14 protein-coding genes are annotated in these 15314 nt (G+C 63.9%); 7 read left to right on the top strand and 7 right to left on the bottom strand.

The window, feature by feature from the left end; all coding sequences use genetic code 11:
* Window positions 1-4: 4 nt before the first annotated feature.
* The gene (locus tag ACN0YF_RS00970; protein ID WP_417492982.1) at window positions 5-808 is read right to left on the bottom strand and encodes a thiazole synthase; all 804 of its coding nucleotides are present in this window, start codon (window positions 806-808) and stop codon (window positions 5-7) included.
* Window positions 809-1009, bottom strand: a complete 201-nt coding sequence (gene thiS, locus ACN0YF_RS00965) for a sulfur carrier protein ThiS (protein WP_417470251.1) — start codon at window positions 1007-1009, stop codon at window positions 809-811.
* A 75-nt stretch (window positions 1010-1084) separates the two neighbouring features.
* Between thiS and aroQ the strand changes: the two genes are divergently transcribed.
* The 4 genes from aroQ to aat are packed head-to-tail and all read left to right on the top strand — an operon-like array spanning window position 1085 to window position 4076.
* On the top strand, window positions 1085-1525 hold the full coding sequence (gene aroQ, locus ACN0YF_RS00960) for a type II 3-dehydroquinate dehydratase (RefSeq protein WP_417481481.1): 441 nt from the start codon (window positions 1085-1087) through the stop codon (window positions 1523-1525).
* A 21-nt stretch (window positions 1526-1546) separates the two neighbouring features.
* A complete protein-coding gene (gene accB / locus ACN0YF_RS00955; RefSeq protein WP_417492981.1) occupies window positions 1547-2035 on the top strand; it encodes an acetyl-CoA carboxylase biotin carboxyl carrier protein in 489 nt (162 codons plus the stop codon).
* Between the two features lie 28 nt (window positions 2036-2063).
* On the top strand, window positions 2064-3410 hold the full coding sequence (gene accC / locus ACN0YF_RS00950) for an acetyl-CoA carboxylase biotin carboxylase subunit (protein ID WP_417492980.1): 1347 nt from the start codon (window positions 2064-2066) through the stop codon (window positions 3408-3410).
* Window positions 3411-3425: 15 nt separating this feature from the next.
* Window positions 3426-4076, top strand: coding sequence for a leucyl/phenylalanyl-tRNA--protein transferase (aat, locus tag ACN0YF_RS00945; protein WP_417492979.1), 651 nt, complete (start codon window positions 3426-3428; stop codon window positions 4074-4076).
* Here the strand turns inward: aat and ACN0YF_RS00940 are convergent.
* Window positions 4043-4495: a DUF2155 domain-containing protein gene (locus ACN0YF_RS00940; RefSeq protein ID WP_417492978.1), complete on the bottom strand. Its 453-nt coding sequence runs from the start codon at window positions 4493-4495 to the stop codon at window positions 4043-4045. The two genes, aat and ACN0YF_RS00940, sit on opposite strands and share 34 nt — an antisense overlap.
* Window positions 4496-4551: 56 nt before the next feature.
* On the bottom strand, window positions 4552-4962 hold the full coding sequence (locus tag ACN0YF_RS00935) for an NADH:ubiquinone oxidoreductase subunit NDUFA12 (protein ID WP_417481486.1): 411 nt from the start codon (window positions 4960-4962) through the stop codon (window positions 4552-4554).
* A gap of 158 nt (window positions 4963-5120) precedes the next feature.
* On the opposite strand from ACN0YF_RS00935, the gene ACN0YF_RS00930 reads away from it, so the two are divergent.
* The 3 genes from ACN0YF_RS00930 (at window position 5121) to ACN0YF_RS00920 (ending at window position 9992) form a co-directional block, all read left to right on the top strand.
* The gene (locus ACN0YF_RS00930; RefSeq protein ID WP_417492977.1) at window positions 5121-8087 is read left to right on the top strand and encodes a hypothetical protein; all 2967 of its coding nucleotides are present in this window, start codon (window positions 5121-5123) and stop codon (window positions 8085-8087) included.
* A gap of 58 nt (window positions 8088-8145) precedes the next feature.
* The gene (locus tag ACN0YF_RS00925) at window positions 8146-8637 is read left to right on the top strand and encodes a pentapeptide repeat-containing protein (protein WP_417492976.1); all 492 of its coding nucleotides are present in this window, start codon (window positions 8146-8148) and stop codon (window positions 8635-8637) included.
* A 131-nt stretch (window positions 8638-8768) separates the two neighbouring features.
* On the top strand, window positions 8769-9992 hold the full coding sequence (locus ACN0YF_RS00920) for a pentapeptide repeat-containing protein (protein WP_417492975.1): 1224 nt from the start codon (window positions 8769-8771) through the stop codon (window positions 9990-9992).
* Between the two features lie 74 nt (window positions 9993-10066).
* On the opposite strand, the gene aspS is transcribed toward ACN0YF_RS00920, so the two are convergent.
* The 3 genes from aspS to ACN0YF_RS00905 form a co-directional block, all read right to left on the bottom strand.
* On the bottom strand, window positions 10067-11884 hold the full coding sequence (gene aspS, locus ACN0YF_RS00915) for an aspartate--tRNA ligase (protein ID WP_417492974.1): 1818 nt from the start codon (window positions 11882-11884) through the stop codon (window positions 10067-10069).
* Between the two features lie 746 nt (window positions 11885-12630).
* Window positions 12631-12921 carry a DUF6522 family protein gene (locus ACN0YF_RS00910; protein ID WP_417492973.1) on the bottom strand — a complete coding sequence of 97 codons (291 nt, stop codon included), beginning with the start codon at window positions 12919-12921 and terminating at the stop codon, window positions 12631-12633.
* Window positions 12922-12928: 7 nt separating this feature from the next.
* Window positions 12929-15226 carry an adenosylcobalamin-dependent ribonucleoside-diphosphate reductase gene (locus tag ACN0YF_RS00905; protein WP_417492972.1) on the bottom strand — a complete coding sequence of 766 codons (2298 nt, stop codon included), beginning with the start codon at window positions 15224-15226 and terminating at the stop codon, window positions 12929-12931.
* Between the last annotated feature and the right edge of the window lie 88 nt (window positions 15227-15314).

The raw sequence follows: 15314 nt of genomic DNA, 5'->3' as shown, positions 1-15314 counted from the left end.
CGGGTCAGATCAGGCCGGACAGCGGGCTGGACGGGTCAGCATAGCGCTTTTTCGGCATGCGGCCGGCGAGATAGGATTGCCGGCCGGCGATAACGGCATGCTTCATCGCCGAGGCCATCAGGACCGGGTCTTTCGCTTCGGCGATGGCGGTATTCATCAGCACACCATCGCAGCCGAGCTCCATCGCCACCGTCGCGTCGGACGCCGTGCCAACGCCGGCATCGACAATCACCGGCACTGAGGATTGTTCGATGATCAGGCGGATATTGACCGGGTTCTGGATCCCCAGCCCGGAGCCGATCGGCGCGCCGAGCGGCATGATCGCACAGCAACCGATCTCTTCGAGCTTTTTCGCGAAGACCGGATCGTCCGAGCAATAGACCATGACGTCAAACCCGTCCTTGATCAGCAGCTCGGCAGCGCGGAGCGTCTCGACCATGTCGGGATAGAGGTGTTTCGGATCAGAGAGAACTTCCAGCTTCACCAGGTTCCAGCCGCCGGCCTCGCGCGCCAGACGCAGGGTGCGCACGGCATCCTCGCCGGTAAAGCAACCCGCCGTATTGGGCAGGAAGACATATGCCTTCGGATCGATGAAATCGACCAGGCGCGGCTCGTCGGGATTGGACAGGTTCACGCGCCGGATCGCGACGGTGATCATCTCAGCGCCGGAGGCTTCGAGTGCACGGGCGTTCTGCTCATAGCTGGCATATTTGCCGGTGCCGATGATCAGGCGCGATGAGAAAGTGCGGCCGGCGACCACCAGCGGTTTGTCCTGCAGGGCCTGCGTCATGATTGATCCGTCTTCCATTTATCCACCGCCCACAAAGGCCACGATTTCGATTCGGTCGTCCTGTGCCAGCTCGTCGAGCGGATAGCGCGAGCGCGGCACGATTTCCAGATTGCGCTCGACGGCGATCTTGCGCCCGTCCAGCCCGAGCTCACGCACCAGGTCGGCGACACGGCTGCCCGGCGCGATACTCCGGACCTCGCCATTGACTGTCAGCTGCAACACGGCTTCCACTCACCCCGCTTGTATGTTCAATGGCTGACGTCGTAGAACTGATGCGGGCTGTAAGGCAAGGCCATGACGAAACCGATCTACATCCTCAACGGACCGAACCTGAATCTCCTGGGCACCCGCGAGCCGGAAATCTATGGCGCGATGACGCTCGACGACATCGCCGCGGCCTGCAGCGCCCATGCCGGCAAGCTCGGCCAGACGATCGAGTTCCGCCAGTCCAACCATGAGGGCGTGCTGGTCGACTGGCTGCATGACGCAAACGTCAATGCCAGCGCGGTGATCTTCAACCCCGGTGCATACACACATACATCTGTGGCTTTGCATGACGCGGTTCGCGCGATAGAACCCCCGGTCATTGAAGTTCACTTGAGCCAGACAGCCGCCCGGGAAACATTCCGGCATCATTCCTTCGTTGCCTCTGCTGCCAGGGGCAGTATTACCGGACTTGGTCTGGCAAGTTATCTGCTGGGAATCGACGCAGCCCTGCATTGCCTGAATCACTGACGGATCCAAAAGGCCCAAATCATGAGTTCTGAGACCCGAAGCCGTTCGCCCATCGACCCTGAAATCGTGCGCGAGCTCGCCGATATCCTGCGCGAGACCGATCTGTCTGAAATCGAGGTTGAGCGCGGCGATCTTCGCCTGCGCATCGCCCGGCAGCTGCAGGCCGCGCAAGTGGTGCAGGCCGTCGCCGCACCGGCCCCGGTCGAGCCTGCCGCCGCCGGCTTCGCCGTCGAGACGCCAGGCCCCGTCACCGGAGCCGGCGATCTCAGCGCCCATCCGGGCGTCGTCAATTCGCCGATGGTGGGCACCGCCTATCTCAAGCCGAATCCGGACGCTGACAATTTCGTCAAGGTCGGCGACACGGTCAAAAAGGGTGACACCATCCTGTTGATCGAAGCGATGAAAACCTTCAACCCGATCGTGGCGGACAAATCAGGCAAGATCTCGGAAATTCTCGTCGAAGAAGGCCAGCCGGTCGAATACGGCGAGCCGCTCTTCATCCTGATCTAACGCTCACCCCTTTCCGCGAGCGCCAAACATGTTCGATAAAATCCTGATCGCCAATCGCGGCGAAATCGCCCTTCGCATTCACCGGGCGTGCCGTGAAATGGGAATTCGCACCGTCGCGATCCATTCGGAAGCGGACGCCAATGCCATGCATGTGCGCCTCGCCGATGAAAGCGTCTGTGTCGGCCCCGCTTCGGCGGCCAAGAGCTATCTCAACATCCCTGCGATCATCGCGGCGGCCGAGGTGACCGGCGCCCAGGCGATCCATCCCGGCTATGGCTTCCTGTCGGAAAATGCCCGTTTCGCCGAGATCGTCGAGGCCCATGACCTGACCTTTATCGGACCGACGCCGGCACATATCCGCATGATGGGCGACAAGATCACCGCCAAGAAGGCCGTGATGGAGGCCGGAATTCCGGTTGTCCCCGGCTCTGAAGGCGGCGTTTCCGATATCGCGGAAGCCAAGGAAATCGCCTCGGGCATCGGCTATCCCGTGCTGGTCAAGGCCGCTTCCGGCGGCGGCGGACGCGGCATGAAGGTCGCGGAAAACGAACAGAAACTGCAGGAAGCCATGGAGACCGCCTCGGCGGAAGCCGCGGCAGCCTTCGGTGATGGCACCATCTATCTGGAAAAATATCTCGGCCGCCCGCGCCATATCGAAATCCAGATCCTGGCCGACACACACGGCAATGTCGTGCATCTGGGCGAGCGCGATTGCTCGCTGCAGCGCCGCCATCAGAAAATCCTGGAAGAAGCGCCCTCACCGGCCCTGACGGCCGAAGAGCGCGCCACGATCGGCGAGACTGTGCGCAAGGCGATCGAAGTGATCGGCTATCGCGGCGTCGGCACGATCGAATTCCTCTACGAGAATGGCGAATTCTACTTCATCGAGATGAATACCCGCCTGCAGGTCGAGCATCCCGTGACCGAAATGATCACCGGTATCGACCTGGTACGCGAACAGATCCGCGTCGCCGACGGCGCCCATCTCGATATCCGCCAGGAAGACATCAAGTTTGAAGGCCATGCCATCGAGTGCCGGATCAATGCGGAAAACCCCCGCACCTTCGCGCCCTCGCCCGGCAAGATCACTGATTTCCACGCTCCGGGCGGGCTCGGTGTGCGGCTCGATTCGGCGCTCTACACGGGCTATTCCGTGCCGCCCTATTATGACAGCCTGATCGGCAAGCTGATCGTGCACGGGCGCACCCGCGCCGAGGCGCTGCTGCGGCTTCGCCGGTCACTGGAAGAAATGGTCGTCGGCGGGATCGAGACCTCGATCCCGATCTTCCTCAACCTGCTTGAGGAGCCGGAGTTCGTGAATGGCGACTACCATATCCGCTGGCTCGAGGAATGGCTGGCCAGCCGCGAGGTCTAAAAGGGACAGGGCGTCATGCGCGGGTTCGGGTCGACAGAGTTGCTCGATTGCTATGCGCGCGGCGTCTTCCCGATGGCCGAAGGCCGCGACGATCCGCGCATCTACCTGCTCGACCCGGACGAACGCGGCATCCTGCCGCTCGATGAATTCCACGTGCCGCGCCGGCTGCGGCGCACCGTGCGCCAGGACGTCTACCAGGTCACCGTCAATCATTGTTTCGAAGCCGTGGTCTCGGGCTGTTCACAGGCAGCACCGGGCCGCGAGGAAACCTGGATCAATGACGGGATATTCGGCCTCTATACCCAATTGCACCAAAAGGGACACGCCCACAGTGTCGAGTGCTGGGCCGATGGCGAACTGGCCGGCGGACTCTATGGCGTCTCGCTCGGCGGCGCCTTTTTCGGGGAGAGCATGTTCTCGGTGAAGCGCGATGCCAGCAAGGTCGCGCTGGTCCACCTGATCGCACGGCTCAACACGGGCGGCTATCAGCTGCTCGACACCCAGTTCACCACCGATCATCTGGAAAATTTCGGAGCACGCACGATTGCCCGCGACGCCTATCGGACGCGCCTGCGTTCAGCGCTGGATCTCGATGCGGATTTCTTCGCGCTGCCGGAAAGTGTCAGCGGGGCTCAGGCCCTGCAGTCGAGCACCCAGACATCATAGATCGCGTGCTCGAGCGGGTTTTGAGCCGGGCGTGACGCGAACATCCAGCCGGAAAACACCATCTCTCCCGCAATATCAACGCCGAAACCGTCGGTGCGGCGATCAATGATCTGCAGGAAGGCGTAGGTTTCAGGCGTCTCTTCGGGAGGACGCTTGCGGCAATACTGTGCCGTGATGGTCAGGGCACCGAACTCGACGCTCTCGCCAATATTGACTTCGAAATCACGCGTGCGTGCCGTCACCTTGTCGAGGCCGCGCAGGACCACGATCGAGCCTGGACGGCTGGAGAGTTCCTGGTTCGGCCGGCTGTCGGGATCATCGCCGCGCAGGCTGGATCCGATATCAGACGCACTGTCCTGGGCCTGCAGGCCAAGCGGCAGGCAGGCGGCGATGACGAGAGTGGCAAGAAAACGCTTCATGACTCGAAACTGCCCGTGGATTATGGCGCTGTCGAGGCGGTTCGCCCCACAGGCGACTAGTTCGATTCCGGCGACCAAGCTTCGTAGTCACCGGCGGAGGATTGCCGCTTCTCGTGCAGAGCCAGACTGCCGCTCGGGCGGTAGGCATAGACAGTGCCGGTGAGATTGGGATGGTGATCCTTTTCCCAGACTTGGCGCTTGAGCGGCGCTTCGGTTGGCGGCAGATCGAATGTGTGGTGCAGCCAGCCATGCCAGTCAGACGGTACGCGCGAGGCGTCGGCATAGCCCTTGTAGATCACCCAGCGGCGCTTGTTGCCGTCCGGACCGGTGACGCCACTCTCTTCGAAATAGCGGTTGCCGTAATCATCCTCGCCAATCTTCTTGGCACCCCGGCGCGACAGCGTCAGCAAGGTGCCCGGCGTGGCATCATTCCACCAAACGAAAATCTTGGAGATAAAACCCAGCATGGTGCGCGGCTCCGAGTCGGTCAGGGCGAGGAATTCCCCCGTATATGCCTCCGCATCGTGTCCGGGTCCAGTCTTGAACACTGCGGGCTTCTGACAGCGCCATATCAGCGTTAGACTTTCGTTAACTCCGGGCGATTCGGGGATAAAAAGGTGGGATCATGAAACTCAATCATCGCTTCGCCGAGGCCATTGCCGCCGCCGGCGATCGCCACGCCTATGTGCAGCGCGAAGTCGATGCCTGTGGCGATCCCGACGGCGAGCGCACGACCGGCGCCGGGCGCACCATCACAGTACCGCAGGACTGGAGCCCGGCTGCAGCATTGAGCCTCGCCCAGCTGCTGGACGAGGCTCGTCCGGCCGCTACCCGTCCACGGCCCGGCCTGCAGGCCTTCGGTGGCCTGTCACCACAATTGCCCGAAGATGACCAGCTGGCGCCGGAAAGCGGCTATGACACCGTCATCTCGCGCATCGCCGGATCGCTGACCTGGTCGGTGGCGCGACATGGCGGACTCGACAGTGCCGAAGACGCCCCGGTTTTCCACCGGGAAATTGCCGCAAGCCTGCGCGGGCGCTATGTCGTCCCGGACGCGGAATTGTGCCGCCATGGCGGTATTGACTGGGCCTACGGCCTACCCGTCCCGCCGGCGCAATTGGCGCCGCAGCCCGAGATGATCGAAGCTGGCTGCGCTGAAGCCCCGGCCCGATTGCGGGCCGTGACCGAGGCCGCGACACGTGAGGGCATGCTCGATGTCGGCGCGCGGGTCACGCGTGACCGGCTCGATGCGATTACCCAGGCCTGCCTGCGTTGCTCTGGCGAGGGCGAAGAGTGTTTCGATCCGCGCCGCAATGCCGCCCTTGCCCGCGCCATGCGGGCTGCCCTGCGTGACGGCATCGCCGAGGAAACCGTCGAGCGCGCCCTGGCCCTCGCCCGCCAAGGCATCGCCGCAGATGCCCTCAACACCCTGCAACCGCCAGCCGCCCGGCACACGGACAGCGTGGTCCAGATCCCTGCCGCCCTTGCCCGCGCCATCGAGGCCGATGAAGCCTGGCATTTCGGTGGGGACACCGCGCCGGGCCATACGGTCGTGCAGGCGCGCGAGTTTCGCGACAGTCTCGCCCGCTCCATCTGGAGTTTCGGGGCACCGGCCCTCGCCTTCAAGGCCAGCCCCGCCCATAGCGGTCCGGTGCTGCATATCAACCTTCCCGCCTTTCTCGACGCAGAGGCCGGGTTTCGCGCCAACCTGTTCGCCGACGCGGTGCGGCTGTGGTCCTGCGCCCTGACGCTGAGCGCGCCGCGGACCGCGGATACGGCCGGCACACTGAACCTGACAGGCGCAGGCGCCCTGCTGGGCGCCGCCGGCCTGGCCTATGGAAGCGTCGATGCCCGCCAGGTGATGGCGGCGATCGGGCGACTGGCGACGCTGTGCCTGCGCGAAACCGCCGGCGAGCTGGGCGCGCTGGCGCCCGGGCTCGGCCCTGATCCGGAGAGCGGCGCACTGCCTGCCACTTTCACCGCGCTCACAGCCGAGCTTGAGCGAACCTCATCGCGCTTCGCGCCGCGTTCTGCCCTGGCCCGTCCGGGCCTGACGCTGGCCTGCGCCGCACCGGAAGCCGCGATCGCGCCCATGCTGGACAGTGACAGCCAGGGCGCGATGCCGGTCGAGAACGCCATCATCGCCGATGGCGGCATTTCCGGTGGTCACCGCCTGCGCGTCAGCGTGCGCAGCGGGCTGCAACGCCTGGGTGCCAGCGCGACCGAAATCGAGGCCGCCGAAGACCATGCGGCCGGCCACGGCACGCTGCGCAGCGCACCGGCCATCTCGGTAGCGGCGCTGGAGGCGCTGGGCGTGCCGGAAGCCGCGATCGAGCGCATCGAGGATTCCATCGGCGACGGCGCCTCGGTGCGCTACGCCCTGAATCGCTGGACGCTGGGCGAGCAGGTCTGCCGCACCAGTCTCGGCCTGGGCGCCGATGTCCTGGAGCGGGACGGCCAGTCCCTCGCCCGGGCGCTGGGTTTCACCGAAGCCGAGATCGCCGCCGCTGACCGGCATGCCCATGGCAGCGGCACGCTGGACGACGCCACGGAGCTTCCGCTCGAGTGGCGCTCGGTGTTCGCCGCCGCATCCCCGGGCGATCAGCTGCTGATGAGTGCGGCACTGGAGGCCCAGATCAATGGCAGCGTCGAGACGCGCCTCGCGCTGGATGGTGAAAGCACGATCGATGATGTCGCCAGCCTGATCGACCAGGCGGCCGCGCTGGGCCTGCGGCGTCTGACGCTGCGGCGCAATCGCTCGGGCCTGCTCGACCTGCTGCCAGCGATTGATTTCGACAAGGGCGACTACACCACCGAACCAGCTGCCGAACGTGTGATCGAACGAACCGTCGAGCGTACTGTGGAGCGCGTGGTCGAGCAGCCGGCGGCGCGCCGCAAACTGCCCGACCGCCGCAAGGGCTATATCCAGAAAGCCACTGTCGGTGGCCACAAGGTCTATCTCCACACGGGCGAATTCGAGGATGGCGAAGTCGGCGAGATCTTCATCGACATGCACAAGGAAGGCGCCGCCTTCCGCTCCCTGATGAATAATTTCGCCATCGCGATCTCGATCGGGCTGCAATATGGCGTGCCGCTCGAGGAATTCGTCGACGCCTTCGTCTTCACCCGTTTCGAACCGGCCGGTGCCGTGACCGGGAATGACTCGATCCAGCACGCCACCTCGATCCTGGACTATCTGTTCCGCGAGCTCGGCGTCTCCTATCTCGGCCGCGACGATCTGGCCGAACTTTCGCCGGACGCCGCCGACCAGGGCGGGCTGGGCAAGGGTGTGGCGGAGGAAAAACTGTCGCAACAGGATGCCGCCCGCTTCATCTCGAAGGGCTTCAGCCGCGGCCAGGTTCCGGACAATATCGTGATGTTCGCCAATGCCGCGCGCAAGGTCGCCAGCGGGCAGGCAGGGAACGGTACGGGCGAGCTGGACGTGCTCGACACCCTTGCGTCCGCCCAGACAGGGAAGGTCCGTGATGTCAGCCTGTATTCCGGCGATCCCTGCCCGGAATGCGGCCATTTCACCGTCGTCCACAGCGAGAATGCCCACCGATGCGATGCCTGCAACTGGACCTCGGACTGATCGCCGGAACGGCGTGCGGCTTGCATCGGGCCCTGCCTCAGGCTCGGAGCGCCTCATTATGAAACGAATTCTGGTTGCCATCGCGATTATCCTGTCGGCCTCGGCTGCGGCAAACGCCCAGGACGGGGCACAGATCGCCCGTGTCCAGGCGGGTCAGTCCTGTCCCGGCTGCAATCTCTTCCAGGCCGAGCTCAGCTATCTCGACTTGCCCGATCTAGATCTGTCCGGCTCGCGACTGCGCCAGGCCAGTCTGGCCCTCGCGACCATGAACCGGACGAAATTCGACAATGCCAATCTGTCGGTCGCCAATATGTTCGGCGCCCGTTTCAGCCGCGCCTCCTTCCGCAATGCCGATATGAGCCACGCCGTGATGGTCGGCGCCTATTTCGGCGGTGCCAATCTGAGCGGCGCCAATCTGGCCGGTGCCAATATTTCCGGTGCTGAGATGGCGCTCGCTGTCGGCCTGACCCAGTCCCAGCTCAACCAGGCCTGCGGCGATGCCTCGACCGAATTGCCGGCCGGCCTGCATGTGCGGCCCTGCCGCCCCTGATCCCGGGACGCCATCTTGCCCGCCAGGCGAGGATTGCTTACGGGTTACTGTGATTTAAGTCGTCACCAGCCGGATCCTGTTCTATCCATCAAGACATGCGGAACCCCGCCACCATATTCGCCCTCGGTGCCATGAGCCTGCTGATTTCCACTCAGCCGGGCTGGGCACTGGGTGACGACCATCCAAGGCGCGGCCTCGCCATCGGCGGCGAGTGCGATTCCTGCGACTTCTCCGACAAGAATCTGGCCGGCGCGATCTTCATCGGCGCCAATTTCGTGGACTCGGATTTCTCCGACTCGGAACTCGGTGGCACCACCATCGTCGAGAGCCGTTTCACCGACACCGATTTCAGTGACACCAATCTCACCCATTCCCGCCTGAGCGGCGTCACCTTCCTGCGCACCGACATGAGCGGCGCCGACTTCACCGAAAGCCGCATCGAGCGCGTGAATTTTTCCGACGCCGATCTGGACGATACAAATTTCACCGACACGCAGATGGCGTTCGCCACCTTCATCGGCAGCCGGCTGGAAGACGCCGTGTTTGCGAATGCCACACTCAGGCAGGCCAATTTCTTCCGATCACGCATCTCAGACGCCAATTTCCGCGGCGCCTTGCTGCACGGGGCCAATTTCACCGACGTCACCGGCGCGGATGCCAGCTTCCTTGATGCCGACCTGCGCGGTGCCAGTTTCGAGAATGCCGCCCTGGAAGGCGTCAACTTCACCGGCGCCGACCTGGGCGGGGTCAATTTCACCGCTGCCGTCATCACCGATATTACCGGCCTGTCGAAAGAAGCCATGCGCGGCGCCTGTGGCGACGAAGCGACGCGGATCGATGGCGGCTTCGATCTGCCGCTCTGTGGGCAGCGATCAAACACCGTCGCCGACAATGGCGACTCATACCGTTTTGGCTGGCGTGTCAGCCGCAGCGGCGACAGCAGCATGACGGTCCAGTTCGAGACTGATGACGGACAGATTGTGCAACTCTTGCAGGGCGATGGCCTGATATCCGGGATCCGTGGCGAGGGCCTCGATGACGAAACCCTTCGCGGCATTTCCGCGGCTGCGCTGCGCGACATTGCGCGTGCGGAGCGGGAAATCAGCCGGGTGCAGCAGGGACGCAGCTCGGCGACAGCGGAAGCCGAGCGCGCCGCGGCCAGGGCCGAGGTGGAACGGGCGCGGGCCGAGATCGAACGGTCGCGTGCCGAAATCCTGCGTGAGCGGGAGCGCCAGCACCAACGCGACATCACGATCGAGCTGCACGGGCGTGACGACAACCATATCTGGATTGTCCCGCCGCCAAACGAGGCCCACCAGCCGCCTCTGCCACCTGAGCCACAACGGCAGCACTAGCGCCGCAGAACCCACAATAAAACGGCCGGAGATTGCTCTCCGGCCGTTTGTCATTCGGGTCCGGGCAAGCCGGCCTAGCTGGTCTTCTTGGCTTCCGGGATCACATTGCGGATGTGCAGTTCGCGCAATTGCTTCATCTCGACTTCGGCCGGGGCGTTCATCATCAGATCGCGCGCCTGCTGGTCCTTCGGGAACATCACGATCTCGCGCAGATTGTCGACACCGGCGAGGATCATCACGATCCGGTCGACGCCCGGGGCGATACCGGCGTGTGGCGGAGCGCCATAGCGGAAGGCATTGAGCATGCCGCCAAATTCCTCTTCCACGGTGGCGGCGTCATAGCCGGCATGGGCGAAGGCTTTCAGCATCACATCGGGACGGTGGTTGCGCACCGCGCCGGAGGACAGCTCGATACCATTGCAGACGATGTCATACTGGAAGGCCTTGAGGCCGAGCAGGGTTTCATCATCGCCCTCCTCGATCGCGAGGAATTCCTCGGCCGAGATTTGCGGCATCGAGAACGGGTTGTGCGAGAAATCGATCTTCTTGTTGTCTTCGTCCCACTCATACATCGGGAAATCGACGATCCAGCAGAATTTGAAGACATTCTTCTCGCACAGGTCGAGCTCGGTGCCGACGACATCGCGGGCGCGTCCGGCAAAGCTGGCAAAGGCTTTCGGCTCGCCAGCGGCGAAGAAGACGGCATCGCCGGCCTTCAGATCGAGCGAAACCCGCAGGGCCTCGGTGCGTTCCTCGCCGATATTCTTGGCAACCGGGCCAGCGGCCTCGAGCACGCCATCGGTCTCGCGCCAGAAGATATAGCCCATGCCGGGCTGGCCATCTTTCTGGGCCCAGGAATTCATCCGGTCACAGAAAGCGCGGCTGCCGCCGGTCGGGGCGGGAATAGCCCAGACAGCGACCTTGGGGTTCTTCTCGATCATGCCGGCGAAGACCTTGAAACCGGAACCGCGGAAGGTCTCGGTGACATCGCTCATCTTGATCGGATTACGCAGATCCGGCTTGTCGGAGCCATACCAGGCCATGGAGTCGGCATAGGTGACGCGCTCAAAGGCCGTGTTCGGCACGGTGCGGCCATCAGCGAATTCGTCGAACAGGCCTTTGAGGACCGGCTCGATGACATTGAACACGTCTTCCTGGGTCGCGAAGCTCATTTCCATGTCGAGCTGGTAGAATTCACCCGGTGCGCGGTCGGCGCGGGCGTCTTCATCGCGGAAGCATGGCGCGATCTGGAAATAGCGGTCAAAGCCGGAGACCATGATCAGCTGTTTGAACTGCTGCGGCGCCTGCGGCAGGGCATAGAACTTGCCCGGATGCAGGCGTGACGGCACGAGGAAATCGCGCGCGCCTTCCGGCGAGGAGGCGGTGAGGATCGGCGTCTGGTATTCGACGAAGTCCTCATCGACCATGCGGCGGCGGATCGAGTCGATGATCTTGGAGCGCAACACGATGCGCTTGTGCAGGCTTTCGCGGCGCAGATCGATATAGCGGTGCTTGAGGCGAACCTCTTCGGACCAATCCGGCTCACCGAAGACGGGCAGCGGCAGCTCCTCCGCTTCCGACTGCACGGCGAGATCGCGCACGCGCACTTCAATGCCGCCGGTCGGCAGATTGGGGTTCACCGCCTCGTCATCGCGCGCCACGACTTCACCGGTAATGGTGACAACGCTTTCGACGCGCAGACGCTCCAGCCGTTCGAAATGCTCGCTCTCCGGCTCGAGCACACACTGGGTGATGCCGTAATGATCGCGCAGATCGATGAAGAGCAGGCCACCATGGTCGCGCTTGCGGTGGATCCAGCCGGAAATCCGGGCCGTCTGGCCGACTTCACTCGGGCGAAGCTGGCCACAGGTATGGGAGCGATAAGCGTGCATGGTTTTCAAGGTCCGCAATGAGCGTGAATGGAGTTGCCGCGACATGCCGGTGACCAGGGCGTTCTGTCAAGGATTCGGGGGGAAATGGTGCAGTTGCGTGGCTGCCGCCGCAGCCCCCCGGTCCCGCGCCCGTTACCATTGACGGATAGCGAGGATGCCGAGAGCGCGGCGCGCTGATGCCGGATGCGGGGGAATGGTGAGGACAGCGACGGGCGGATGCAGGCCGAAAGGGATATGTATCAAAGACCCCGGCCCCTCATCGAAGATGAACAGGATTATGTGAAACGGGACGCACTGTCTGCCAGTCTGCCATTGCCCCGACGGGAGCCGTGGAGCCGCAAGGGAACAGGCGATTCCTGGATGGCAGGGTCGTGGCAGACTGTCACCGGCGACCATTCACTCTCACGGCCGGAGGCGAGAAGTCTTGACGGGCCAACGATGTCAAAGAGCGAATTTCGCCCGATTATAGCGCAGATGGGATTGGGGCGGATTGGATGGGCCGACGAAGGAGTCCGGCATTGACCGAAGCCGGGCTTCCCCCAGGGAAGGCAGAGGACGCCCCTGTCCGCCGGGTGAGTTTTCATCCGGCCCGAGCGGCCAGACCCCGCCCCGAAAACCATGCCGGGATTCAGCCGGGGCAGGATTGGGAATTCAACCGGTCTTATAGATACCTGGCTTGGGGAAACGGGTGCCTGCCGCCATTATTTTCGGAACATCGCCCGGGAATGAGGGCCTGCTCGCTATGCCTATCCCCCGGCAGCGCCGGTGACCGCAGGCTTGCGCCGGCGCCCGTCGATCTCCATCGCCTTCGACAGCACGGCCCCGCTCTCATCGACAATCAGCCTCAAGGCGCGGGCCTGATAGCGGAAGGTGAGCTGGAAGCGGCCCGCATCCTCGCCGACGCCGGTGGCGCAGGCGCTGGTGATCTCGCCGGCGCGCATCCTGGCCTTCACCGCGTCATGGTCGAGGCCGAAGGCGCCCGCGAGCAGGCCGGCATCGACGGTGAAGTCTCCGGCGGTGATGGTGACCGGGCTCATCGCGGCCTCAGCTGCACTTGGAATAGCCGCAGCTGGTGCAGGTATTACAGCCCTCCAGCTTGCGGATGGTGGGTTGATGGCATTTCGGGCAGAGCGGCTCCGTCGGACGTCCGGCGACGGCCTCGACCTCGGCCCTGCCCGCCGCTGCGCGCTGTGCCTCGGGCACGATCGTCACCGGCGCCCCGGCGCCCTCGAGCGTATTGAGATGGCGTTCGATGACGCCGCCGATCACCGCCAGAAGGCTCGGCTCATAGCGGCCATTGACGAAGGCGCCGCCCTGGGGATCGAACACGGCGCCGAGTTCCTCGGCGACAAAGCGGACATCGCCGCCACGCCGGAACACGGCGGAGATCATCCGCGTCAGCGCCAGGGTCCAGGCGTAGTGATCCATATTCTTGGAATTGATGAAAATCTCGAAGGGCCGCCGTGTGGTGACGGTCTCGCCATCGGCGCTTTCGCGGGTCTCGAGAATATCATTGATGGTGACATAGATCGCATGCTCGCTTTGCGGCCAGCGGATCTTGTAGGTCTGCCCGGGCAATTCCTCGGGCCGGTTCATGAAGCCGGCCGGTGTGGCACCGGCGCTTGAGGCCGCGGCCGCCGGCGCTTCGGGCTTGGACAGGACCGAACCGGTGATGTCATTGGGCCGGTAGGTCGTGCAGCCCTTGCAGCCCAGATCATAGGCCAGCCGGTAGACCGACTTGAAGGCCTCGAAATCGATATCGCGCGGCAGGTTGATGGTCTTGGAGATCGAACTGTCGACCCATTTCTGCGCCGCCGCCTGCATCACGACATGCTCGCGCGGGGTCAGCCCGTCCGCCTCGACGAAATAGTCCGGCAGCGCCGCCTCCTCCCCGAACAGGGCGCGGAAGGTGAGATAGGCGAAGTCCTGGACCGGCTCCTCGATACGCGAGCCGTCGGGCTGCAGGACCTTGCGGTTGAAGACATAACCGAACACCGGCTCGACGCCGCCGCTGGTATTGTTGGCATAGAGCGAGATGGTGCCGGTCGGGGCGATCGAGGTGAGATGGCTGTTGCGGATGCCATGTTCGGCGATCAGGGCGCGGACATCCTCGTCCAGGGCCTGGATCATCGGCGCCTTGAGATAATGCTCCGCCTCATAGAGCGGGAAAGCCCCCTTCTCGGCGGCCAGCAGGGCGCTGGTGCGATAGGCCTCGTTGGCGATCAGGCCGAGCCAGCGATCAACCGCCGCGACCGCATCGTCGGAGCCATAGCGAATGCCGCACATGATGAGGGCATCGCCCAGCCCGGTCACGCCGAGGCCGAGCCGGCGCTTGTTGAAGGCCTCCTCGCGCTGTTTCTCGAGCGGGAAATTGCTGACATCAACCACATTGTCCATCATCCGCACCGCGGTCGCGACGCAGGTTTTCAGGGCTTCCGGGTCGATATCGGCGGCCTCGGTGAAAGGCTCCGACACGAAACGGCTGAGATTGACCGATCCGAGCAGGCAAGCGCCATAGGGCGGCAGCGGCTGTTCACCGCAGGGATTGGTCGCGGCAATCGTTTCCAGCCAGGACAGGTTATTGGTCTGGTTGATGCGGTCGATGAAGATCACGCCCGGCTCGGCGCAGTCATAGGTCGCCTGCATGATCGCGTCCCAGAGATCGCGCGCGCGCAGGGTGGTGTGGACCTTGCCGTTGAAATGCAGCGGCCAGTCGGCGTCCTTGTCGACGGCCTCGATCAGGGCATCGCTGACGAGGACGGAGAGATTGAAATTGCGCAGGCGCGCCTGGTCCCGCTTGGCCTCGATGAAGGCGAGAATATCGGGGTGGTGGTCGCGCATCACCCCCATCATCGCGCCGCGGCGCGAGCCGGCGCTCATGATGGTGCGGCACATCGCATCCCACACATCCATGAAGCTCAGAGGTCCGCTGGCATCGGCATCGACGCCGGCAACATGATCGCCCTTCGGCCGGATGGTGGAGAAATCATAGCCGATGCCGCCGCCCTGCTGCATCGTCAACGCCGCTTCGCGCAACATGTCGAAAATCCCGCCCAGGCTGTCGGGGATGGTGCCCATCACGAAACAGTTGAACAGGGTCACATTGCGGCCGGTACCGGCGCCGGACACGATGCGGCCGGCCGGGAGGAAGCGGAAATCCTCCAGCGCGCGCCGGAATTCGCGCTTCCAATGCGCCGCCTTCTTGCCCTCGCAGCGCGACAGCGCCGTGGCGACCCGGTCCCACGTGTCCTCGATGGTCTTGTCGACCACCCCGCTCTCGCCGCTCTTGAACCGGTATTTCATGTCCCAGATATCGGTCGAGATTTTTTGCAGGGCGATCATGGTGCTCTCGTGTCAGGTGCGGGCCTGAAAATCAGGCGCGGGGGCGAAATATACGAGGTTCCGGGCCCGTTGAATGCCCGGATTGAGG

This window comes from Maricaulis sp., from assembly GCF_048270265.1.
In the GTDB taxonomy this organism is placed as follows: Bacteria; Pseudomonadota; Alphaproteobacteria; order Caulobacterales; family Maricaulaceae; genus Maricaulis.
This window is presented reverse-complemented; position numbering and strand designations above follow the sequence as displayed.

Bases quoted from the DNA above. Each gene is read 5' to 3' on its own strand.
- ACN0YF_RS00905 (WP_417492972.1), bottom strand. From the start codon at position 15,226: ATGATCGCCCTGCAAAAAATCTCGACCGATATCTGGGACATGAAATAC.
- ACN0YF_RS00910 (WP_417492973.1), bottom strand. From the start codon at position 12,921: ATGAGCCCGGTCACCATCACCGCCGGAGACTTCACCGTCGATGCCGGC.
- aspS (WP_417492974.1), bottom strand. From the start codon at position 11,884: ATGCACGCTTATCGCTCCCATACCTGTGGCCAGCTTCGCCCGAGTGAA.
- accC (WP_417492980.1), top strand. From the start codon at position 2,064: ATGTTCGATAAAATCCTGATCGCCAATCGCGGCGAAATCGCCCTTCGC.
- ACN0YF_RS00970 (WP_417492982.1), bottom strand. From the start codon at position 808: ATGGAAGACGGATCAATCATGACGCAGGCCCTGCAGGACAAACCGCTG.
- aroQ (WP_417481481.1), top strand. From the start codon at position 1,085: ATGACGAAACCGATCTACATCCTCAACGGACCGAACCTGAATCTCCTG.
- ACN0YF_RS00920 (WP_417492975.1), top strand. From the start codon at position 8,769: ATGAGCCTGCTGATTTCCACTCAGCCGGGCTGGGCACTGGGTGACGAC.
- ACN0YF_RS00925 (WP_417492976.1), top strand. From the start codon at position 8,146: ATGAAACGAATTCTGGTTGCCATCGCGATTATCCTGTCGGCCTCGGCT.
- accB (WP_417492981.1), top strand. From the start codon at position 1,547: ATGAGTTCTGAGACCCGAAGCCGTTCGCCCATCGACCCTGAAATCGTG.
- aat (WP_417492979.1), top strand. From the start codon at position 3,426: ATGCGCGGGTTCGGGTCGACAGAGTTGCTCGATTGCTATGCGCGCGGC.
- ACN0YF_RS00935 (WP_417481486.1), bottom strand. From the start codon at position 4,962: ATGCTGGGTTTTATCTCCAAGATTTTCGTTTGGTGGAATGATGCCACG.
- ACN0YF_RS00930 (WP_417492977.1), top strand. From the start codon at position 5,121: ATGAAACTCAATCATCGCTTCGCCGAGGCCATTGCCGCCGCCGGCGAT.
- ACN0YF_RS00940 (WP_417492978.1), bottom strand. From the start codon at position 4,495: ATGAAGCGTTTTCTTGCCACTCTCGTCATCGCCGCCTGCCTGCCGCTT.